A 19,376-nucleotide genomic window follows, 5' to 3' on the forward strand; every position below is an offset into this window, starting at 1 on the left:
CGTCTCCATACGTTGGGCAGCTGCGCGCCGTAAATCGTGCCGTCCGGACATGTGCCTCCGGAGGCCCCGGGCCCCGGCACCAGCCACGACGACCGCGACCCGGAACGCGAGGACCCGCCGGCTACGCCGGCCCCGCCGTCACCAGGCCGCTCTCATACGCCACGATCACCAACTGCGCGCGATCACGCGCACCGAGCTTGGTGAGCAGGTGGCTCACGTGCGTCTTCACGGTCGCGATGCCGAGATACAGCCGTTCGGCGATCTCCGTGTTGGACAGGCCGCAGGCGATGAGAGTGAGGACCTCACGTTCGCGCTCGGTCACGCCGTCCAGAACGCCGCGGAGAGGTCGCGAGGGCGCCGGGCGGCGGGCGAACTCCGTGATCAGGCGGCGCGTCACGGCCGGTGCCAGCAGCGCATCGCCGGCGGCGATGACCCGTACCGCCGCGAGCAGTTCGCCGGGCGGTGTGTCTTTGAGCAGGAAGCCGCTGGCGCCGGCTCGCAGCGCGGCGTAGACGTACTCGTCCAGGTCGAACATCGTAAGGATCAGCACCTTGACGTCCGCGGTCTCAGGACAGCCGCAGATCTGCCGGGTCGCCTCGATGCCGTCCATCCCGGGCATCCGCACGTCCATCAGGACCACGTCCGGCGGATCCTGCCGGGCGAGCCGCACCGCCTCGGTCCCGGTCGCCGCCTCCGCCGTGGCCACCAGGCCGGGTTCGGCGTCGACGAGCACCCGCAGGCTGCCGCGCAGCAGCGCCTGGTCGTCGGCGATCAGGACCCGGACCGGGTTACCGGCCGGATCGGCGGGCCGGGTCATATGTTCTCCTCGTACGGCAGGGACGCGTGCACCGCGAAGCCGCCCTCCGGACGCGGTCCGGCGGTGAAGGTGCCGCCGTGCGTGGCGACGCGTTCGCGCATGCCGACGATGCCGTGGCCACCGGGCGTCGTCGCGAGGGGCGTCGTCGCGAGGGGCGCCCGGTCGCCTCCGTCGTCGATGATGTCGAGCCGGACGTCGTGGCCGTTCGCGTCGACGACCACCCGGCAGCGGGTTTCCGGGCCGGTGTGCTTGGCCACGTTGGTGAGCGCCTCCTGCACGATCCGGTAGACGTCCAGCGCGACTCCGTCGGGCAGGCTCTCGACACCACGCATCGTCAGCTGCGCGCCGGCCTGCCCGACGAGCTCGGGGAGAGCGACGGCACTGGGCACGGGGCCGAGCGCCGCCGGCTGCCGCTCGCCTTCGGAAGTACGCAGCACACCGAGCATCCGGCGCATGTCGTTCAGCGCGGTGCGGCTCGTGCGCTCGATGACCCGCAGCGCGTCGTACGCCTCCTGCGGCTTGATGTGCAGCACGTGGTTGGCGACGCCGGCCTTGACCGCGATCAGACCCATGCTGTGCGTGACGACGTCGTGCAGTTCGCGGGCGATCCGCAGGCGTTCGTCCGTGACGGCCTGCCGCGCCAGCTGCTCGGCCGCCCGCACGGCGAAGGCGCGCCTCTGCCGCGCGGAGCGCCCCACCTCCCAGGCGCCGAGCAGGGCGGCGAAGCCGAGCAGCGGCAGCCCCGGGCCACCGCGCCACCAGTACGTTTCACCGGCACGCGCCGCTCCGACAGCGCCGGCCGCGGCCAGTACGGCGATCGCCAGGCCGGGCAGCCATCGCTGCCACCAACGGCGCGCCGGCACCGTGACGGCGACGGTGTAGAGGGCGAACGCCGCCGACAGGAACGGGTCCCACGCCGCGTCCCGTACGACGGCGACGGCGGTCACGGCCAGCACGACCGCGAACACGGACAACGGCCAGATCCGCCGGACGGCGACGGGCGCGGTGGCCGCGGCGATGAGCGCGAACTGCTCCCACGGCACGGGGGCCGGGGCCGGCGGCGCGGCCGACGACGAGATGTCCGCCGGCCCGGTCAACAGCAGCGCGGCCGCGTAGACGAGCACGAACACGCAGTCCAGGGCGATGAGTTGGCGCCGGCTCAGCCGCCGGGCCAGGATCGGATGGTCGTCGGGGTCCACCGCGGTACCTGCTAGCACCGCTCGACCCTATCCAGGCGTACGCGGCGCCACCTCCGTCCACGGTCCGTCGCGTCCGCTCCCCCTCCAGCCTGACGCGCGGCCACGGAGGGCGGTCTTCCTCCGCCCACGGGTGGAGGAAGGACGGTCAGCCCCGGGCCGGACGCGGCCGGAGCCGTGCGTCGCGGACCATCATCGGCATGATCGAAGTTGCCGACCTGACCAAGCGCTACGGGAGAACGACCGCTGTGGAGGGGCTCACCTTCCAGGTACGGCCCGGCCGGGTGACCGGATTCCTGGGCCCCAACGGCGCCGGGAAGTCCACCACGATGCGCATGATGCTGGGCCTGGACCGGCCGACGGCCGGCGAGGTACGCATCGGGGGCGTGCCCTACCAGCGGCTGCACGACCCGCTGCGTACGGTGGGCGCGCTGCTCGACGCCAAGGCGGTGCACCCCGGCCGGACCGCGCTGAACCATCTGCGGAGTCTGGCCCGAGGCAACCGGATCCCACCACAGCGCGTCCGTGAGGTGATCGAGCTGACCGGCCTGCGGAGCGCCGCGCGCCGACGGGCCGGGACGTTCTCCCTGGGCATGAGTCAGCGGCTGGGAATCGCCGCGGCGCTGCTCGGCGACCCCGCCGTCCTGGTGCTCGACGAGCCGGTCAACGGGCTCGACCCGGAAGGCGTCCTGTGGATCCGTCACCTCATGCGGGACCAGGCGGCACAGGGGCGCACCGTCTTCGTGTCCAGCCATCTGATGAGCGAGGCGGCGCTGACCGTCGACCACCTCATCGTCATCGGCCGCGGCCGGCTCCTCGCGGACACCAGCATGACCGCGTTCATCGACCGGCACACGGACTCGGGGGTGCGGGTGCGCACGCCGGAACCGCGGCGGCTGCGCGACGTGCTGGCCGGCGCGGGCATCACGGTCACCGACCACGCCGACGGCGGCCTGGACGTGGCCGCCGGCGCGGAGCGGATCGGCGAACTCGTCGCGGCGCACGGGGTGCCGGTGCATGAGGTGACGCGGAACACCGCGTCTCTCGAAGAGGCGTTCATGCGGCTGACCGCCGACGCGCTCGAATACCGGGCGGAGCCGCCGGGGGGAGTACGACGATGACCAGCAACTCACCCCGAGCGGTTCTCGCCGCCGAGTGGATCAAGGTGTGGACCGTACGTACGACCGGCCTCACCCTGCTGCTGACCTTCGCGCTCAGCACCGGCCTCGGCACCCTCGTCGCGCTCAGCTGGCGTGGCGACATCGAGCGCGTCGTCAACTTCGATCCGCTGTTCGCCGGCTTGTACGGCGTGACCCTCGGGCAGCTCGCCCTCGTCGTGTTCGGCGTCCTGCTCGTGGGCTCCGAGTACTCGTCCGGATCGATCCGGGCGTCGCTGTGCGCGGTGCCCCAGCGCGGGCTGCTCTATGGCGGCAAGGTGCTGGCCGGCACGCTGGTCGCCCTCGCCGGTTCGACGGTCACCGTCATCGTCACGTTCGCCGGGGCGCAGGCGGCCCTCGGCCCGTACGGCACCACGCTCACCGCGGACGGGATCCCGGCCGCGCTGGCCGGCGCCATTGCCTACCTCACGCTGATCTGCGCCTTCTCCATGGGAATCGCGACCATCGTGCGCAGCCCGTCGATCTCACTGGGCGTTCTGCTGCCGCTGCTGTTCCTCAGCTCCCAGGGGCTGGGCAACGTGCCCGCCCTGAAGCCCGTCCTGCGGTACCTGCCCGACCAGGCCGGCCTGGAACTGATGGGCCTTGCCGGACCGTCCGCCGACGGACGCTTCGGCCCCGGCTACGGCACCGGGACAGCGCTTGTCATTTTGCTGGCCTGGACCGCCGCCGCCCTGGCCGGCGGCTACCTGCTCCTGCGCCGACGCGACGCGTGATGCCCGGGCCGGGTGTGCCCCGGCCCCCGGCACCACGACGCACGAGACCACACCCCGGACCCGCCGGCTACGCCGGCCCCGCCGGAACCGTGCCCAGGCGGCCCGCCTGGAAGTCCTCGAACGCCTGCTTGAGCTCCGCGTGACTGTTCATCACGAACGGGCCGTAGTGCGCCATCGGCTCCCTGATCGGGCGCCCGCCCAGCAGCACGACCTCCAGGTCCGGCGTGTTCCCGTCCTGGGACTCGTCCGCGCGCACGCTCAGTGCGCCGCCCGCGCCGAACACCGCCGTCTGCCCCATGCGCACGGGGCGCCGGTCCGTACCGACCGAGCCGCGCCCCGCCAGTACGTACGCGAGACCGTTGAAGTCCTCCCGCCACGGCAGGTTGATCTCCGCCCCCGGCCGCAGCGTCGCGTGGATCATCGTGATCGGGGTGTGCGTGATGCCGGGACCCTCGTGCCCGTCCAGCGCGCCGGCGATCACCCGGAGCAGCGCGCCGCCGTCGGGCGAGGTCAGCAGCTGGACCTGGCCGCCGCGGATGTCCTGGTACCGGGGGTCCATCATCTTGTCGGACGCCGGGAGGTTCACCCAGAGCTGGAGGCCGTGGAACAGCCCGCCTGACGTGACCAGCGACTCCGGCGGAGCCTCGATGTGCAGCAGGCCGGAGCCCGCCGTCATCCACTGGGTGTCACCGTTCTGGATGGTGCCGCCGCCACCGTTGCTGTCCTGGTGGACGAAGGTGCCGTCGATCAGGTACGTGACGGTCTCGAAGCCGCGGTGCGGGTGCCACGGCGTGCCCTTGGGCTCGCCCGGCGCGTACTCCACCTCGCCCATCTGGTCCATCATGATGAACGGGTCGAGGTGCTCGTAGTTGATCCCCGCGAACGCGCGACGTACCGGGAAGCCCTCACCCTCGAAACCGCCGGGGGCGGTCGTGACGGCGAGCACGGGGCGGGCCACGGCGTCGGCCGGAGCCGCCACCCGGGGAAGGGTCAGCGGGTTTTCGACAGTCACTGCGGGCATGAGGGCCTCCTTGATGATTCAACGTTCAATTTAGTTGAACAGTGAACATCTGGCAAGGCGCACTCCCCTCCCGTACCGCTCCCATGGGGTGACATGAGCGCGCCGCGGCCGGATGGGCCGCGGCGGGAGGGCTGGGGATTAACGGACCGGTTCTAGCCGTACATACGGCGCATCGCGAAGTCCACCATCTGCTCGACCGCCTTCGCGTCGAACACCATCCGGTGGTCGCCCTCCATGTCCAGTACGAAGCCGTATCCCGTGGGCAGCAGATCGATCACCTCGGCGCCGGTGATCACGAAGTACTTCGACTCCTTGCCCGCGTACCGCCGCAGCTCCTTGAGCGTGCTGAACATGGGGATCACCGGCTGCTGCGTGTTGTGCAGCGCCAGGAACCCTGGATTGTCACCCCGCGGGCAGTAGACCTTCGACGTCGCGAAGATCTGCTGGAAGTCCTCGGCCGACAACGACCCCGTCGTGAACGCCCGCACGGCGTCCCCGAGCGACGGGGGCGACGGCTCCGGATACAGCGGTTGTTCGCCGTAACCGCCCGTGCCGGGGCCGCCCATCGGTTGCTGCTGCGGCTGCTGAGGCGGGTGCGTGTACTGCTGCTGAGCGCCCGGGTTCTGGTCGTAGCCGTACATGAGCGCAAGAGTACTGAGGAATGCCGCCCCGGGAAGCCTCGTCGACCTCGTCACAGTATCCGGGACGGGGTTGCATCTTATTACCCATGGGTAGCATCATCGTGGCTACTTACCGGTACATGTATGAGGAACCCGCCTCCCCGATCCTTACGGAGTCGTCGCCATGGGGCACTACAAGTCGAATCTGCGCGACATCGAGTTCAACCTCTTCGAGGTCCTCGGACGCGACAAGCTGTACGGCTCCGGACCGTTCGCGGAGATGGACGTGGAGACCGCCAAGAGCATCCTCGAAGAGGTCACGCGCCTCGCGGAGACCGATCTCGCCGAGTCGTTCGCGGACGCCGACCGCAACCCGCCGGTCTTCGACCCGGAGACCAACACCGCTCCGGTCCCGGCGGCCTTCAAGAAGAGCTACCAGGCGTACATGGACTCCGAGTACTGGCGTCTGGGCCTGCCGGAGGAGATCGGCGGCACGACCTCGCCGCGCTCCCTGATCTGGGCGTACGCGGAGCTGCTCCTCGGCGCGAACCCCGCCGTGTGGATGTACGCGTCGGGCCCCGCCTTCGCCGGCATCCTCTTCGACGAGGGCAACGAGGCGCAGAAGAAGGTCGCCGCGTTCGCCGTCGAGAAGCAGTGGGGCTCCACGATGGTCCTCACCGAGCCGGACGCCGGCTCGGACGTCGGCGCGGGCCGTACGAAGGCCGTCGAGCAGGAGGACGGCAGCTGGCACATCGAGGGCGTGAAGCGCTTCATCACGTCCGGTGAGCACGACATGTCGGAGAACATCCTTCACTACGTCCTCGCACGCCCCGAGGGCGCGGGACCCGGCACCAAGGGCCTGTCGCTCTTCCTCGTGCCGAAGTACGAGTTCGACTGGGAGACCGGCGAGCTGGGCGCGCGCAACGGCGTCTACGCCACGAACGTCGAGCACAAGATGGGCCTCAAGGCCTCCAACACCTGCGAGATGACCTTCGGCGACCGCCACCCCGCCAAGGGCTGGCTGATCGGTGACAAGCACGACGGCATCCGCCAGATGTTCCGCATCATCGAGTTCGCCCGGATGATGGTCGGCACGAAGGCCATCGCCACGCTCTCCACCGGCTATCTGAACGCGCTGGAGTACGCCAAGGAGCGCGTCCAGGGCCCCGATCTGGCGCAGTTCATGGACAAGGCCGCGCCCAAGGTCACCATCACGCACCACCCCGATGTGCGGCGCTCGCTGATGACGCAGAAGGCGTACGCCGAGGGCATGCGCGCCCTCGTCATGTACACCGCCTCCGTCCAGGACGAGATCGCAGTCAAGGAGGCCGAGGGCGAGAACGCCAAGGCGCTGCACGGGCTGAACGATCTGCTGCTGCCGATCGTGAAGGGCTACGGCTCGGAGCGGTCGTACGAGCAGCTCGCGCAGTCCCTCCAGACGTTCGGCGGCTCCGGCTATCTGCAGGAGTACCCGATCGAGCAGTACATCCGGGACGCCAAGATCGACACCCTCTACGAGGGCACCACCGCGATCCAGGGCCAGGACTTCTTCTTCCGGAAGATCGTCCGCGACCAGGGCCAGTCGCTGAACACGCTCGCCGAGGAGATCAAGACGTTCCTCGCGGTCGGCACCGGCGGTACGGAGCTGGCCCCGGCCCGTGACGCGCTCGCCAAGGCCGCCGCCGACCTGGAGGCGATCGTCGGCCGGATGCTGACCGACCTCACCTCCACCGGCGAGGACGTCAAGAACATCTACAAGGTCGGACTGAACACGACGCGGCTGCTGATGGCCTCGGGCGATGTGGTCGTCGGCTATCTGCTGCTGCGCGGCGCGGCCGTGGCCGCCGAGAAGCTGGAGACGGCCGCCGCGAAGGACGTGGCGTTCTACCGGGGCAAGATCGCGGCGGCGAAGTTCTTCGCCGCGAATGTCCTGCCGGACGTCTCGACGCAGCGCGCGATCGCCGAGTCCGTCGACGACTCCCTGATGGAGCTGGACGAAGCGGCCTTCTGACCGGGCCGGCTCCCGCGGTCCCGGGTCACGACTCACGGCTCACGGCTCACGGCTCACGGCTCACGGCTCACGGCTCACGGCTCACGGCTCACGACGGCAGGGCATCTCTCCCCGGGGAGGTGTCCTGCCGTCTGTCCCGCCGCCCGTCCCGCCGCCCGTTCCACCGTTTCCCGCCGTTTCCCGCCGCCCGTCGCTCCGTTCCGCGTGCCTGTTCTCCCCATGTGCGGAGCTTGTCCCGCCCAGTTATGTGTCGTTCCAACCGGTGGCGGGCCCGGTGTCCGGGCCCGTCGTTATGGTGAACCCCATGAGCACTTCCGCCCGCTTCGACCGCGGCCACACCGACGACCTCATCTCCTTCTTGACGGCCAGTCCTTCGCCGTATCACGCGGTGGCCAACGCCGCGGAGCGGCTGGAGAAGGCCGGCTTCCGGCAGCTGCGGGAGACGGACGCCTGGGACGGGTCGGCGGGCGGGCGGTTCGTGCTGCGCGGCGGGGCGATCGTCGCCTGGTTCGTGCCGGAGGGCGCCGACCCGCACACTCCCTTCCGTATCGTCGGCGCCCACACGGACTCCCCGAATCTGCGGGTGAAGCCGCTGCCGGACACCGGCTCGTACGGCTGGCGCCAGATCGCCGTCGAGATCTACGGCGGGACGCTGCTCAACACCTGGCTCGACCGCGATCTGGGCCTCGCGGGCCGTATCACCCTGCGCGACGGCTCGCACCGGCTGGTCAATGTCGACCGCGCCCTGCTCCGCGTCCCGCAGCTGGCCGTGCATCTGGACCGCTCCGTCAACACCGACGGCCTGAAGCTGGACCGGCAGCGGCACATGCAGCCGATCTGGGGCCTCGGGGATCCCCAGGAGGGCGATCTGATCCGCTTCGTGGCGCAGGAGGCGGGCGTCGACGCCGCGGACATCACCGGCTGGGACCTGATGCCCCACGCCATAGAGCCGCCCTCCTACCTCGGCCGCGACCGCGAGCTGCTGGCCGGGCCCCGGATGGACAACCTGCTGTCGGTGCACGCGGGTACGGCCGCGCTGGCCGCGGTCGCCACGTCCGCCGCCGCGGAGCCGCTCCCGTACATCCCGGTACTCGCCGCCTTCGACCACGAGGAGAACGGCTCGCAGTCGGACACCGGCGCCGACGGACCGCTGCTCGGCAACGTCCTCGAACGCTCGGTGCTCGCCCGCGGCGGTACGTACGAGGACCGGGCGCGGGCCTTCGCGGGCACGGTCTGTCTGTCGTCCGACACCGGCCACGCCGTGCACCCGAACTACAGCGACCGCCACGACCCGACGCACCACCCGCGCGCCAACGGCGGCCCCATCCTCAAGGTCAACGTCAATATGCGGTACGCGACGGACGGCAGCGGCCGGGCCGTGTTCGCCGCCGCCTGCGAGAAGGCGGGCGTGCCCTGGCAGTCGTTCGTCTCCAACAACTCGATGCCGTGCGGCACGACGATCGGCCCGATCACCGCGGCGCGGCACGGCATCCAGACCGTCGACATCGGCGTGGCGATCCTGTCGATGCACAGCGCGCGCGAGCTGTGCGGCGCGGACGACCCGTATCTGCTGGCGAACGCGCTGGTGGCGTTCCTGGAGGGCTGAGCACCCGCACTGCCCGGGGCCGCGGCGGGGCCGAACTCCCGCCGAGCCGAACTCCCGCCGTCCGCATGGCTGTCCCGCCTTCGCTCGGACCTTCGCCCGGACTACGCGCCGAGTCCGGCCAGTACGAGTGCGAGCCGGGACGTTCCCGTGTCGCCGACCCGGACGGGCACGCCCCAGTCCTGCTGATGGACATGGCAGGCCGGGTACTCGTTCGCCGGGTCGTCGTCGCAGGAGGCCGCCATCGCGGAGACGTGCAGCACGCCCTCGGTGACGCCGTCGGCCAGCACCAGTTCGCGGTGGAGGTCCGTACCGGCGCCGCTGCCCTCCGCCAGCAGTTCCGGCGGGGTCGCGGAGACCAGCAGCCGGGTCGAGGGGCCGTAGCGTGTGTCGAGCTTCTGGCCCGTCGGCGCCGTGAAGACGACGTCCAGCGTCAGCGCACCGGGGGCGACCTCGGTGGCCTCCCGCTGGGTGCGGTGGGCGACGGCCTCGACCCTGACCGCCTCGTCGGGCAGCCGCAGCCGGGTCAGCCGGTGCCGCGCGGACTCGACGACGACGATGTCCTCGCCGACGAGCACCGCGTCGCTCGGCTCCCGCAGATCCGTTGCCAGCGTGGTCACTTCACCGCTCGCCGGGTCGTAGCGGCGCAGCGCGTGGTTGTACGTGTCCGAGACGGCGACCGAGCCGTCGGGCAGCGCCGTGACACCCAGCGGGTGCTGGAGCAGGGCCTGTTCGGCGGCGCCGTCGCGGTGGCCGAAGTCGAAGAGCCCGGCGCCGACGGCCGTACGGATCACGAACCCGTCCTCGACGTCCCCCTCGCCGTCTCCCTCACCGTCGCCGGCTCCCGCGCGCTCCACGTAGCGCAGGGCGCTGGTCTCCGAGTCGGCGATCCACAGCCGGTCCCCGGCCGCCGCCAGTCCGGACGGCTGGGCGAACCACGCCTCGGCGGCGGGCCCGTCCACCAGCCCCTCATTGGTCGTGCCGGCCGCGACCCCGACCGTCCCGGTGGCCGGGTCGTACGTCCACAGCTGGTGGACCCCGGCCATCGCGATCCAGACCCGGTCCGCCCACCAGGCGACGTCCCACGGCGAGGAGAGATCCACCTCCAGGGCGGGCCCCTCGGTCGGCGAGCCCTGCCACCACTGCCTGCCGGTCCCGGCGACGGTCTCGATCGCGCCGCTGACCGGGTCGTAGGTCCGCAGCGCGTGGTTGACCGTGTCCGCGACGATCACCTTGCCGTCCGGGAGCAGCGCGAGCCCCTGCGGTTCGCTGAAGGAGTCCGGGCCGAAGCCGCGCACGCCGGAGCCGATCCGCCGGACGACCGTCTCGCCGTCCGCCTCCAGCTCGACCAGCTGATGACGGGTGGAGTCCGAGACGAGGAAGTGCCCGCTTGGCAGCACCAGTGCCTTGCCGGGGAAGCGCAGACCGGTCGCGACCGGCTCCGGCGGTACGTACGGACCGTCCCCGCGCCGCAGCGTTCCCTTCGCGGCGTGCTCGGTCTCCAGTTCCTCCACCAGCTTCGCGATGGCGTGCGCATGCCCCTCACCGGCGTGCTGGGCCACGACATAGCCCTCGGGATCGATGACGACCAGCGTCGGCCAGGCACGTACGGCGTACTGCTTCCAGGTCGCCAGCTCGGGATCGTCCAGCACCGGGTGGTGCACCCCGTACCGCTCGACGGCGTCGACGACGGACTGGTGCTCGGCCTCGTGCACGAACTTCGGCGAGTGGACACCGATGATCACGACCGTGTCCCGGTGCTTCTCCTCCAGCTCCCGCAGCTCATCGAGGACATGCAGACAGTTGATGCAGCAGAACGTCCAGAAGTCGAGAATGACGATGCGTCCGCGCAGGTCGGCGAGCGTGTACGACATCTCGCCGGTATTGAGCCAGCCCCCCTTGCCGATCAGCTCGGGGGCACGGACTCGGGCGCGGCGGGACGGGGGTGAAGCGGGAGCGGAGGTCGCATCGGTCATGAAACAAGGGTGCCACCACCGAAAACGCCCCGGCCGTCAGGGCTCCCCGTCGGGCACGGGTGCGGGGGCACTCGGCGGGGCGGGACCCCACAACGCCGCGCACCGCACCCCGCGCACGGCCGTACGCGTGCGCCCGCGCTCGTATGCGTGCACCTGCGCCGCCGCCGACCGCCGCGCCGGCTCCCCCGGGTACCCGTCCTCCATGAGATATCTCGTGCGCGACAAGATCTTCGCGATCGGCGACGACTACTGGATCGAGGACGAGCACGGCCGGCGGGCCTTCCGCGTCGACGGCAAGGCGCTGCGGCTGCGCGACACCCTGGAACTGAAGGCGCCCACCGGCCAGGTGCTGATCACGCTGCGCCAGAAGCTGCTCAGTCTGCGGGAGGCCATGATCATCGAGCGGGACGACCGGACGCTGGCGACGATCCGCAGAAAGCGGCTCTCGCTGCTGCGCAATCACTACCGGGTCTCCCTGGCGGAGGGCACCGAGCTGGATGTGAGCGGGCGGATCCTGGACCTGGAGTTCGCGATCGAGTACGACGGCGAACTGCTCGCCCATGTCTCGCGGCGCCGGCTGCGGATGCGGGAGACGTACGGCGTGAATGTCGTACGGGACGACGCGGACCACGCGCTGCTGATCGCCGTGGCGGTGTGTGTGATCAGGATGGCGGAGAAGGAGCACGAAGACGTCTGAGGGCGCTGCTACTTCAGCCGGCCGACTACTTCAACCACCCGACTGTAGGGCCGCGCTTCTTCGGCCACCGGACCGTCGGGCCGCGCTCTTTCGGCCACCGGACCGTCGGGGCACGGCCCCTTCAGTCACCGGCCTGTCGGGGCGCGGCTCCTTCGGCCACCGGCCTAACGGTTCGCCGGCGGCGTCTCCAGCCCCAGCCGACGGTCCTTCAGCGCCGGGAAGCGCTCGCGGGTCGTCGCGACCGTCCCCGGGTCGAAGTCCACGGTGAGGACCTCCTCGTCCGTCCCCGCCTCCGCGAGCACCTCGCCCCAGGGGTCCACCACGATGCTGTGCCCGGACTGCTCCACCCCGGCGTGCGTACCGGCGGTCGAGCAGGCCAGGACGTAGGCCTGGTTCTCCACGGCGCGTGCGCGGGCGAGCAGTGTCCAGTGCCCGCGCCTGCGGGCGGGCCAGCCGGCCGGGACGACGAGCGTCTCGGCGCCCGCGTCGACCAGTCCGCGGAACAGTTCGGGGAAGCGCAGGTCGTAGCAGGTGGCGAGGCCGAGGGTGGTCTCCGGCAGCCGGACGGTGACCAGGTCGCCGCCCGCGCCCATCAGCGTCGCCTCGCCCTTGTCGAAGCCGAAGCGGTGGATCTTGCGGTACGTACGGACCAGCTCACCGGCGGGGGAGAGGACGAGCGAGGTGTTATAGAGAGTCCCGTCCTGGTCCGGCCCGTCCGGGGCCCGCCCGTCCTGGGCCCGCCCGTCCTGGGCCCGCTCCACGATGGATCCCGCGTGCAGCCAGACGCCCGCCTCACTCGCCGCCTTGGACATCTCCCGGAACGTGGGCCCGTCCGGCGTCTCCGCCTCGTCGGCGAACGACTCGTACGCGAAGGCCCCGACCGGCCAGAGCTCCGGAAGCACCACCAGATCGGCGCCGCGCTGCTCCCGTACCAGCGCCGCCGCACGCCGCCTACGCGAATCGACCGATTCGTCCGGGTCTACTGCGATCTGGATCAACGAGGCGCGCACAGTACCACCGTCCTGGCATTCGAGCCGTCAACACGGGCCTACGATCGTCACACGAAAGCACTGCCGGGGTGCCACCGGGCAGCGTAACTTAGCTGCCAAACCTCCCACGCAGCCCGCAGCCCGCCCGCCCGCCAGCAAGCCAGCCCGCGTTCCGCAGAACCGCCGAGGGGTCCCGTGACCGTCCATCCCAGCCTTCAAAACTACGCCGATGCCTGGACCCACTCCATCGAGGCCATAGCCGAGCTGGTGCAGCCGCTCGTCGAAGGCGAATGGAACCGCCGCACACCGTGCCCCGGTTGGTCCGTACGAGACATCGTCTCGCATGTCATCGGCATGGAATGCGAGATGCTCGGGGACCCCCGGCCCATCCATTCGCTGCCGCGCGATCTCTACCACGTACGGGACGACCACACCCGCTACATGGAGATGCAGGTCGATGTGCGGCGCCACCACACCGCGCCGGAGATGACCTCCGAGCTGGAGTACACGATCATCCGCCGCAACCGTCAGTTGCGGAACGAGAACCGCTCCCCCGACACCATGGTCCGCGCCCCGCTGGGCGCCGAGCAGACGCTCGAAACCGCCATGCGCGCGCGGGCGTTCGACATCTGGGTGCATGAGCAGGACCTGCGCACCGCGCTGAACAGGCCCGGCAACCTGGACTCACCGGGCGCGATCGTCACCCGCGACGCGCTGCTGGCCGCGCTGCCGAAGGTCGTCGCCAAGAAGGCGGGCGCGCCGCCGAACTCGGCGGTCGTCATCGATGTCTCCGGCCCGGTGGAGTTCCTCCGTACGGTCAGGGTGAACGCCGACGGACGCGGTTCGGTGGACGGGTCCCCCTCGCTCGGTCCCGTGGTGACCCTCGCGACGGACTGGGAGACGTACTTCCGGCTGGCGTGCGGACGGGTGCGGCCCGCGGCGGTGGCGGACCGCGTCAAGATCGACGGTGATCTTGATCTGGCCGAGGCGATTCTGCGGGAGTTCGCGGTCACGCCGTAGGGCCGGGCGCGCCATCCGTTTACCGTTGACGTCCAACGCCCGCCCGCACGGCCGTACGTGGACAGCGCGGCATACGCACAGGCGTCACGCGGGTACGTGCACGGCCTCCACCCGGCTCGCCACCAGCCGCTCCCGCTCCCGGCGCGCGGTGCGGTTCCGCAGCCGCAGGATCTGCACGATCCCGATCGCCTGCAGAACGAAGAGGGTCGAGAACGCGATCCGGTAGTTGTCGCCGGTCGCGTCCAGCAGGACGCCGACCGCGAACAGCGTCGTCATCGAGGCCGTGAAACCGCCCATGTTGACGATTCCGGAGGCCGTGCCCTGACGCTCCGGCGGGTTCGCGGGCCTGGCGAAGTCGAAGCCGATCATCGACGCGGGTCCGCACGCGCCCAGGACCGCGCAGAGTGTGATCAGCAGCCACATCGGGGCATGGTCGCCGGGGTACGCGATCGTCACCGCCCAGGCCAGCGCCGACGCCCCGACGGTGCCCAGGGCCAGCGGCGCCCTGGCCGCGTGGTGGCGGGCGATGACCTGCCCGTACACCAGCCCGACGACCATATTGGAGAGCACGATCAGGGTGAGCAGTTCGCCCGCGACGGCACGGGACAGGCCCTGCGCCTCGACGAGGAACGGCATCCCCCACAGCAGCAGGAAGAACATCGCCGGGAACTGGGTGGTGAAGTGCACCCACATCCCCAGCCGGGTACCGGGTTCGCGCCAGGACTCGGCGATCTGCTTCCGTACGTACGCGGCGCCCGCGTGCTCGGCGGGCGGCGGCTCATGGCCCTCCGGGTGGTCCTTGAGGAAGAGCAGCAGCAGGACGAGGACGAGGACCCCGGCGAGCGCGCTGCCCGCGAAGGTGGTGGTCCAGCCGAGACCGTTCAGGGTGCGGGAGATGAAGATGGTGGAGACGAGATTGCCCGCCATCCCGAAGAGCGCGGCGACCTGGGCGATCATGGGCCCGCGCCGGGCCGGGAACCAGCGGGTGCCGAGCCGCAGCACGCTGATGAAGGTCATCGCGTCACCGCAGCCGAGGAGCGCGCGGGAGACGAGGGCGGTGCCGTACGAGGGGGAGAACGCGAAGCCGAGCTGCCCGACGGTGAACAGCACGACGCCGATGGTCAGTACCTTCTTGGTGCCGAGCCGGTCGACCATCAGGCCGACGGGTATCTGCATGCCCGCGTACACGAGCAGCTGAAGTATGGAGAACGTCGACAGGGCCGAGGCGTTGACCTCGAAGCGGTCGGCGGCGTCGAGGCCGGCCACGCCCAGGCTGGTACGGAAGATGACGGCGACGAAGTAGACGGCGACGCCGATGCCCCACATCCAGGTGGCACGGCGCCCGCCGGGTGGATCGCCGGGGAGGGTGCCCGAGACGGCGCTCACCGGGCCTCACCCCGGACCAGCACCTTGACCCGGCTGACATGCCGGCGCAGACACTGCGCCGCGCCGTCCGCGTCACCGGTTCTGATGGCGTCAAGGAGCTCGGTGTGCTCGGTGATGTTCTTGGCGATGCGGTCGGGGTGCGCTTCGAGCACGGCGACGCCCATCCGCAGCTGACGGTCCCTGAGCTGGTCGTAGAGCTTGGAGAGGATCTCATTGCCCGCGTGGCGCACGATCTCGGCGTGGAAGCACCGGTCGGCGACGGCGACGGCGGCGAGGTCCCCGTCCTCGGCCAGCCGCCGCTGCTCCTCCAGCGCCTCCTCCAGCCGCGCGACCAACCGCGCGGACGCCGGCACGGCCCTCCGTACGGCGAACTCCTCGACCAGCAGCCGGGTCTCGACGACATCAGCGATCTCCTGCGCGGAGACGGCGAGTACGAGGGCGCCCTTCTTCGGATAGAGCTTGATCAGCCCCTCGACCTCCAGCTTGAGCAACGCTTCCCGCACGGGCGTACGAGACACCCCGACGGCTTCGGCGAGCTCACCTTCGGTCAGCAGAGTGCCGCCTTCGTAACGGCGGTCGAGCACGGCTTCTTTGATATGGCTGTACACGCGGTCTGCGGCGGGCGGTTGCTTCACGGGAGCGGCAGGGGCGGGTGGCATGCGCACAGCTTAGATACAACACAGGTGCAACAGCATCCCGCGTCCGGGATTCGGACAGGGGTCACCCAGTGTGATGAACCTCGCCAGGGACGCTGGCATATTCGATTTGCTCGCTTTACGTTCCGCCACGGAGGTGATTCGTATGAACGAACGCGACAAGTCCTCGAACACGCCCGCACGGCGCGAGGCGATCGACATCAACGACTTTGTCTACGGAGCGACGGGCTCCCGGATCCGGAGGCTGACGATGCCGGACGGGATGCACTGGTTTCCGGCGGTGGACGTATGCAGCCGACTTGGGTACGGCAATTCGAGAAAGGCACTTCTCGACCATGTCCCCGAGAATCAGCGAGACTTTCTTGAGACCGTAACTGGAGGTTACGGTCTCAGCGTTCCCGCAGGTAGAGAGTGGCGTCGAGACTTGCAACTCATCGACCTGAAGGGTCTGATCCGTCTCGTCAACGGGTGCACAAAAGTCTCGTGCGGACCTTTCAAGGAGTGGGTCACCGAGGTCATCCTGACGGTCCAGCGGGAAGGTTCCTACACGTTCCCCGAAGCCAGAACGGAGTCCGCCGACCAGGCGGCGCCGGCGGCAGTGGCGGAGCCGGGGGCGCCCGTTTCGTACGCGCTGCCCGAACAGGTCGCCGACGCGATCGTCCGGCTCGAAGAGCGGAACGTTCGACTGGACGAGGAGTTCGCGGCCGTACAGCGCGAATCCCTCGCGTTACGACGTGAATCGCTCGCCACCCAGCGTGAGGCGCTCGCCGCGCATCAGGCCACCGCACGCGCCATGGAGCGGATAGCGGAGCAGCTCGACGCGGTTCTCACAGAGCGGTCCGACGGATCCGGCGGCAGTGGCGGACCCGGCGGAACCGATCGCCAGGCCCCGGCCCCGGCCCCGGTTACTCAGCCCCCGCGTCCCACCGCCGAAGCAGTCCTCGCCGACTGGAAGACGCGGATGTCCGTGACGGAGGACGTCTGGGCCGTCGCCGTCACCATCGCCCCTGCGCTGGCCGAAGACGGAGAGCTGCGCCAGCCGCTGGAGTCCATCGCGTCCCGGACGGGCCTGTCGGTCCACCGCGTCAACGAGTGCCTCCGGTTCATGCGGAAGCACGCGTGCATCGACGCGCGGGGCGGGGCGCCGGACGGCTCGCCGGTGTACGTACTGCGCACTGCGCCGCACTGAACCGCCCCGGCCCGCACCGAACCACCACGGCCTGACCTCCCCTGACCTCAACCGTGACCTGATCCACGAAACCGCTCCCGCATCCCGTACATCCCTCTGGTCCGCTCATGCGTCACCTATAGGGGCCTGCTTCCCAGAGAGGCCCCATTCGGTGCTTTCCCTCGCATTCGCGGATTCGGAGCGTTTCTCTTGACACCCAGCCTCCCGGGCGCGCGCAGAGCCGCCGTGATCTCCCTCACCGCCGGCGCGCTCATGGCCGTCTCGGCCCTCGCCTCACCCGCTCAGGCGGCCACCGCGCCGTCCATCAGCGGTAAGGGCGGGTTCGTGCTCAACAACGCGACTGGCGCGACGGTCTACAGCAAGACCGCCGACACCCGGCGCCAGATGGCGAGCACGACGAAGATCATGACCGCCGCCGTGGTGCTCAGCACCAAGGGCGTCGACCTCAACCGCAAGGTGACGGTCAAGCAGGCGTACCGCGACTACGTCACCAAGCAGGGCGCGAGCACCGCGGACCTGCGGACCGGCGACAAGGTCACCGTGCGGCAGCTGCTGTACGGCACGATGCTGCCCTCGGGCTGCGACGCGGCCTACGCCCTCGCCGACACCTTCGGCACCGGCTCCACCAACGCCGCCCGCACCAAGTCGTTCATCGCGAAGATGAACGCCAAGGCGACCGAACTCAAGCTCAAGAACACCAAGTTCGACTCCTTCGACGGCATATCGCAGGCCGGCAACAACTACACCACCCCGCGCGACCTCGCCAAGATCGCCCAGTACGCGATGAAGAACTCCAACTTCCGCGCGGTCGTGAAGGCCACCTCGTACAAGAGCACGGCCCCGACCAGCACCGGCGGCACGCGCACCTACACCTGGTACAACACGAACAAGCTCCTCGGCTCCTACAACGGCGCCATCGGCATCAAGACGGGCACCGGCACGGCCGCGGGTCCCTGCCTGGTCTTCGCCGCCACCCGCGGCACCAAGACCCTCGTGGGCGTCGTCCTGAACGGCTCCGACCGCTACAAGGACGCGGCGAAGCTGCTCGACTACGGCTTCGGCTCGTCGACCGCGAAGACGATGAAGCTGCGGTCGCTCCCGGCGGACGCGCAGCGCGACTGATCCGGGGCAAGTGAGAGCGAGGGCCGTGCCGGGGAACGAGACTCCGGCCCGGCCCTCGTTCGTACGTACGCCTCGTACGCGCCCCCGGACAACCCAACGGCCCTCCCAGGACGTTCCGTAGGTGGACACCTTGCTCAAAAACCAAGGCGACCTCACCAATGGCCTCACTGATCCGGAGCGTTCCTTTGACCACCAGCCCCCGGGCCCTGCGCGCCGCGCACACCACCGCCCTGATCACCCTCACTGCCGGCGCCCTGCTGACGGTCACCACCCTGGCCGCGCCGGCCCAGGCGGCCACTCCGCCCGCCGCCGCGTCGGCCGTGACCTCGCAGGCCGTTGCCGCGCCGGTCGCTCCCGCGCCGGCCGTCGCCGCCAAGGGCGCCCTCCTGGTGGACGACGCGTCCGGCGATACGGTCTTCGAGAAGGACGCGGGCACCGGCCGCCGGATGGCGAGCACCACGAAGATCATGACCGCCGCCGTCGTGCTCGACGCCAGAAACCTCGATCTCGACCGCGAGGTCACGGTCCAGCAGGCGTACCGCGACTACGTGGCGGCGAACGGCACGAGCACCGCCGACCTCCGCACCGGCGACCGGCTCACCGTCCGGCAGCTGCTGTACGCCACGATGCTGCCCTCCGGCTCGGACGCCGCGTACGCCCTGGCGGACACGTACGGCACTGGCGCCACCCGCGAGGCGCGGACGGCGTCGTTCATCGCGAAGATGAACGCGAAGGCCGCGGAACTGGGTCTCGGCGAGACCGTGTTCGCCTCCTTCGACGGCATCGGAACCGACACCACCACCCCGCGCGATCTCGCGAAGCTCGCCCAGCACACGATGAACGACGCCACCTTCCGCACGATCGTCAAGACCACCTCGTACAAGAGCACGGCCCCGGCCGCGAACGGCGGCACGCGCACTTACACCTGGTACAACACCAACCAGCTGCTCGGCTCCTACGAGGGCGTCACCGGCATCAAAACCGGCACGAGCACCCCGGCGGGCCTGTGCCTGGTCTTCGCGGCGACGCGGGGCGGCAAGACGGTGGTCGGCGTCGTCCTGAACAGCACGAACCAGTACGCGGACGCGGCGGCGCTGCTGGACTACGGGTTCGGGATGTCAACGGCGAAGACGATGAAGCTGCGGAAGCTCCCGGCGGGGGCGCAGCGGGACTGATCCGGAG

17 protein-coding genes are annotated in these 19,376 nt (G+C 70.3%); 9 read left to right on the forward strand and 8 right to left on the reverse strand.

All coding sequences use genetic code 11. The features are described 5' to 3' along the window. Positions 1-121: 121 nt before the first annotated feature. Positions 122-817, reverse strand: coding sequence for a response regulator (locus IF11_RS0108630; protein ID WP_030350880.1), 696 nt, complete (start codon positions 815-817; stop codon positions 122-124). Next, positions 814-2,034, reverse strand: coding sequence for a sensor histidine kinase (locus IF11_RS0108635; RefSeq protein WP_240627732.1), 1,221 nt, complete (start codon positions 2,032-2,034; stop codon positions 814-816). Before IF11_RS0108635 ends, IF11_RS0108630 begins: the two co-directional genes overlap by 4 nt. Before the next feature lie 179 nt (positions 2,035-2,213). Between IF11_RS0108635 and IF11_RS0108640 the strand changes: the two genes are divergently transcribed. Then, complete coding sequence (locus tag IF11_RS0108640) at positions 2,214-3,134, forward strand: ABC transporter ATP-binding protein (protein ID WP_030350882.1); 921 nt, start codon at positions 2,214-2,216, stop codon at positions 3,132-3,134. After that, positions 3,131-3,904: an ABC transporter permease subunit gene (locus IF11_RS0108645; protein WP_030350883.1), complete on the forward strand. Its 774-nt coding sequence runs from the start codon at positions 3,131-3,133 to the stop codon at positions 3,902-3,904. Before IF11_RS0108640 ends, IF11_RS0108645 begins: the two co-directional genes overlap by 4 nt. A 67-nt stretch (positions 3,905-3,971) precedes the next feature. Here IF11_RS0108645 and IF11_RS0108650 read toward each other — a convergent pair whose 3' ends face one another. Both IF11_RS0108650 and IF11_RS0108655 read right to left on the reverse strand, forming a co-directional pair. After that, complete coding sequence (locus IF11_RS0108650) at positions 3,972-4,925, reverse strand: pirin family protein (protein WP_030350884.1); 954 nt, start codon at positions 4,923-4,925, stop codon at positions 3,972-3,974. 152 nt (positions 4,926-5,077) lie between these two features. Then, complete coding sequence (locus IF11_RS0108655; RefSeq protein ID WP_030350885.1) at positions 5,078-5,566, reverse strand: SseB family protein; 489 nt, start codon at positions 5,564-5,566, stop codon at positions 5,078-5,080. A gap of 163 nt (positions 5,567-5,729) precedes the next feature. Here IF11_RS0108655 and IF11_RS0108660 point away from each other — a divergent pair, with 163 nt between their 5' ends. Continuing rightward, positions 5,730-7,556, forward strand: a complete 1,827-nt coding sequence (locus IF11_RS0108660; RefSeq protein ID WP_030350886.1) for an acyl-CoA dehydrogenase — start codon at positions 5,730-5,732, stop codon at positions 7,554-7,556. Between the two features lie 304 nt (positions 7,557-7,860). Beyond that, complete coding sequence (locus tag IF11_RS0108665; protein WP_030350887.1) at positions 7,861-9,162, forward strand: M18 family aminopeptidase; 1,302 nt, start codon at positions 7,861-7,863, stop codon at positions 9,160-9,162. Positions 9,163-9,263: 101 nt separating this feature from the next. On the opposite strand, the gene IF11_RS0108670 is transcribed toward IF11_RS0108665, so the two are convergent. Further along, entirely contained in the window at positions 9,264-11,135 is a 1,872-nt protein-coding gene (locus IF11_RS0108670; protein ID WP_030350888.1) for an NHL domain-containing thioredoxin family protein, read from the reverse strand. Between the two features lie 202 nt (positions 11,136-11,337). Here IF11_RS0108670 and IF11_RS0108675 point away from each other — a divergent pair, with 202 nt between their 5' ends. Continuing rightward, the gene (locus IF11_RS0108675; protein WP_030350889.1) at positions 11,338-11,832 is read left to right on the forward strand and encodes an LURP-one-related/scramblase family protein; all 495 of its coding nucleotides are present in this window, start codon (positions 11,338-11,340) and stop codon (positions 11,830-11,832) included. Positions 11,833-11,996: 164 nt separating this feature from the next. Here the strand turns inward: IF11_RS0108675 and IF11_RS0108680 are convergent, their stop codons facing one another. Continuing rightward, complete coding sequence (locus tag IF11_RS0108680) at positions 11,997-12,842, reverse strand: carbon-nitrogen family hydrolase (protein WP_030350890.1); 846 nt, start codon at positions 12,840-12,842, stop codon at positions 11,997-11,999. Positions 12,843-13,016: 174 nt separating this feature from the next. Here IF11_RS0108680 and IF11_RS0108685 point away from each other — a divergent pair, with 174 nt between their 5' ends. Continuing rightward, positions 13,017-13,841: a maleylpyruvate isomerase family mycothiol-dependent enzyme gene (locus tag IF11_RS0108685; RefSeq protein WP_030350891.1), complete on the forward strand. Its 825-nt coding sequence runs from the start codon at positions 13,017-13,019 to the stop codon at positions 13,839-13,841. Between the two features lie 84 nt (positions 13,842-13,925). On the opposite strand, the gene IF11_RS0108690 is transcribed toward IF11_RS0108685, so the two are convergent. Continuing rightward, complete coding sequence (locus tag IF11_RS0108690) at positions 13,926-15,167, reverse strand: MFS transporter (protein ID WP_206300685.1); 1,242 nt, start codon at positions 15,165-15,167, stop codon at positions 13,926-13,928. A gap of 56 nt (positions 15,168-15,223) precedes the next feature. After that, the gene (locus IF11_RS0108695) at positions 15,224-15,886 is read right to left on the reverse strand and encodes a GntR family transcriptional regulator (RefSeq protein WP_030350893.1); all 663 of its coding nucleotides are present in this window, start codon (positions 15,884-15,886) and stop codon (positions 15,224-15,226) included. 142 nt (positions 15,887-16,028) lie between these two features. On the opposite strand from IF11_RS0108695, the gene IF11_RS0108700 reads away from it, so the two are divergent. The 3 genes from IF11_RS0108700 to IF11_RS0108710 all read left to right on the forward strand — a co-directional run bounded on the left by IF11_RS0108700 (position 16,029) and on the right by IF11_RS0108710 (position 19,369). After that, positions 16,029-17,072, forward strand: coding sequence for a BRO-N domain-containing protein (locus tag IF11_RS0108700; RefSeq protein ID WP_030350894.1), 1,044 nt, complete (start codon positions 16,029-16,031; stop codon positions 17,070-17,072). A 189-nt stretch (positions 17,073-17,261) separates the two neighbouring features. Further along, positions 17,262-18,194, forward strand: coding sequence for a D-alanyl-D-alanine carboxypeptidase family protein (locus IF11_RS0108705; RefSeq protein ID WP_030350895.1), 933 nt, complete (start codon positions 17,262-17,264; stop codon positions 18,192-18,194). Positions 18,195-18,379: 185 nt separating this feature from the next. After that, a complete protein-coding gene (locus tag IF11_RS0108710) occupies positions 18,380-19,369 on the forward strand; it encodes a D-alanyl-D-alanine carboxypeptidase family protein (RefSeq protein WP_420894604.1) in 990 nt (329 codons plus the stop codon). Positions 19,370-19,376: the final 7 nt, after the last annotated feature.

It is taken from the genome of Streptomyces scopuliridis RB72 (assembly GCF_000718095.1).
Classification (GTDB): Bacteria; Actinomycetota; Actinomycetes; order Streptomycetales; family Streptomycetaceae; genus Streptomyces; species Streptomyces scopuliridis.

Bases quoted from the DNA above. Each gene is read 5' to 3' on its own strand.
- IF11_RS0108690 (WP_206300685.1), bottom strand. From the start codon at position 15,167: ATGTGGGGCATCGGCGTCGCCGTCTACTTCGTCGCCGTCATCTTCCGT.
- IF11_RS0108650 (WP_030350884.1), bottom strand. From the start codon at position 4,925: ATGCCCGCAGTGACTGTCGAAAACCCGCTGACCCTTCCCCGGGTGGCG.
- IF11_RS0108700 (WP_030350894.1), top strand. From the start codon at position 16,029: ATGAACGAACGCGACAAGTCCTCGAACACGCCCGCACGGCGCGAGGCG.
- IF11_RS0108695 (WP_030350893.1), bottom strand. From the start codon at position 15,886: ATGCCACCCGCCCCTGCCGCTCCCGTGAAGCAACCGCCCGCCGCAGAC.
- IF11_RS0108670 (WP_030350888.1), bottom strand. From the start codon at position 11,135: ATGACCGATGCGACCTCCGCTCCCGCTTCACCCCCGTCCCGCCGCGCC.
- IF11_RS0108665 (WP_030350887.1), top strand. From the start codon at position 7,861: ATGAGCACTTCCGCCCGCTTCGACCGCGGCCACACCGACGACCTCATC.
- IF11_RS0108660 (WP_030350886.1), top strand. From the start codon at position 5,730: ATGGGGCACTACAAGTCGAATCTGCGCGACATCGAGTTCAACCTCTTC.
- IF11_RS0108630 (WP_030350880.1), bottom strand. From the start codon at position 817: ATGACCCGGCCCGCCGATCCGGCCGGTAACCCGGTCCGGGTCCTGATC.
- IF11_RS0108655 (WP_030350885.1), bottom strand. From the start codon at position 5,566: ATGTACGGCTACGACCAGAACCCGGGCGCTCAGCAGCAGTACACGCAC.
- IF11_RS0108675 (WP_030350889.1), top strand. From the start codon at position 11,338: ATGAGATATCTCGTGCGCGACAAGATCTTCGCGATCGGCGACGACTAC.
- IF11_RS0108645 (WP_030350883.1), top strand. From the start codon at position 3,131: ATGACCAGCAACTCACCCCGAGCGGTTCTCGCCGCCGAGTGGATCAAG.
- IF11_RS0108640 (WP_030350882.1), top strand. From the start codon at position 2,214: ATGATCGAAGTTGCCGACCTGACCAAGCGCTACGGGAGAACGACCGCT.